The sequence below is a fragment of the Winogradskyella ludwigii genome, assembly GCF_013403985.1.
GTDB lineage: Bacteria > Bacteroidota > Bacteroidia > Flavobacteriales > Flavobacteriaceae > Winogradskyella > Winogradskyella ludwigii.
The window spans coordinates 1-1402 of record NZ_JABFDF010000021.1 but is presented as its reverse complement, the minus strand read 5'-3'; the positions used below and the strand labels follow the sequence as shown (position 1 = coordinate 1402).

Sequence of the window (1402 nt, the reverse complement as noted above, 5' to 3'; positions counted from 1 at the left end):
TGTATTATACTGATATAGGTTGACTCTTTTTGGTTAATATTTAGACGTTCAAAAGATTTCTTTTAGCCGTTTAGAAGGCAAAAAAATAGTTTGAACTAGGTCTGTTCTTAAATCGTAAGTTCAGTTAAATTTACATTATTTTTTCGATAGGATTTGTATTTGATGTTTGGATTCAGATGGACTTCAGCAGGTTTTCTGAGATCCAGGCTAAAATGGGTTCTCAAATTGTTATAAATATATACTGCTTGTTGTGCCATTTTTTGTGCTAATTCAGTGTTCTTAATAGTTTGTTTTAATCCATATTCATATTTAAGAGTTCTGTTAATGCGTTCTGCAATAGCGTTTTCATAAGGGTCGTATTGCTCAGTCATACTCATTGTAATGTTATTGTTTTCAGCGAATTTTGTGTATTTGGGATTGCAATATTGAAAACCTCTGTCAGAATGATGAATAAGCTTTTGATTGGTATATTTTCTGTTTTTAATAGCCATAGCGAGGGCATCTGTGCAAAGTGATGTTCTCATGTGGTTGTCGAGTTTATATCCCATTATTTGCTTAGAATAGGCGTCTGTGACTAATGCTAGATAGTTGTGCCCATTTTCTGTTTTAATGTATGTTATATCGCTAACCCATAGTTGTTCCGGTCGAGTAGGAACGTGGTCTTTAACAAGGTTCTTATATTTTTTGTACATATGTTTTGAGTTTGTCGTTGTGATGTAATTTTTAGTTTTGGGAATCAAAAGATTATTTAGCCTAAGGAAGTGATAGAACTTGTCTCTACCAATCTTAATACTAGCCTCAGTAAAATTAGCTTTAAGTTCCGCATGTAGTTTAATTCCACCAGTTTTAGAGCCTACTTTTTTACGGTAGTCCTTAACCATTTTAATCATTTTTTGATGATCTATTTCTTTTTTCTGTTGCGTTCTTAGTCTTTTGTAGAAGGCTTGTTTAGATATCCCAAAACATCCATAGAGCCATTTTCTTTTATACGCTGTCTTTTCTTTTGCTCTATCTCTTTTGCTAACGTTTTGGGCAATGACTTTTTTGACATGTCGACTCCTGTAATAAGTTCCATATCAGCGATAATGTCTTGTTGGAAGTCTTTTTGAAACTCAAGTTCTTCAATCTTTTCCTTTAACTTTTTAATTTCATCGTTTTTACTCATACCCGTATTTTGTTGTACTAATGTACTATATTTTCTTAACCAATAGGTAATGGTTGTTCTGGGAACGTCGTATTTTTTGGAAGCTTGGCTGTTTGATAGCTGACCATTTAAGATTTGGTCAACGACTAAAAGTTTGGTCTCTAAAGTGGCTTTTTGGTAGCTTTTTTTTCGCCAGTGTTCATTTTGTGTTTTCATAAGTGACTATAATTAATGGTTTAATTTTTAGTCAACCTATTT

2 protein-coding genes are annotated in these 1402 nt (G+C 32.7%); both read right to left on the bottom strand.

Going from position 1 to position 1402, the window contains the following annotated elements:
* Positions 1-107: 107 nt before the first annotated feature.
* The gene (locus HM981_RS17370) at positions 108-956 is read right to left on the bottom strand and encodes an IS3 family transposase (RefSeq protein ID WP_317167184.1); all 849 of its coding nucleotides are present in this window, start codon (positions 954-956) and stop codon (positions 108-110) included.
* Complete coding sequence (locus tag HM981_RS17365; RefSeq protein ID WP_179336341.1) at positions 926-1360, bottom strand: helix-turn-helix domain-containing protein; 435 nt, start codon at positions 1358-1360, stop codon at positions 926-928. The genes HM981_RS17370 and HM981_RS17365 overlap by 31 nt, the downstream gene beginning before the upstream one ends.
* Positions 1361-1402 lie beyond the last annotated feature (42 nt).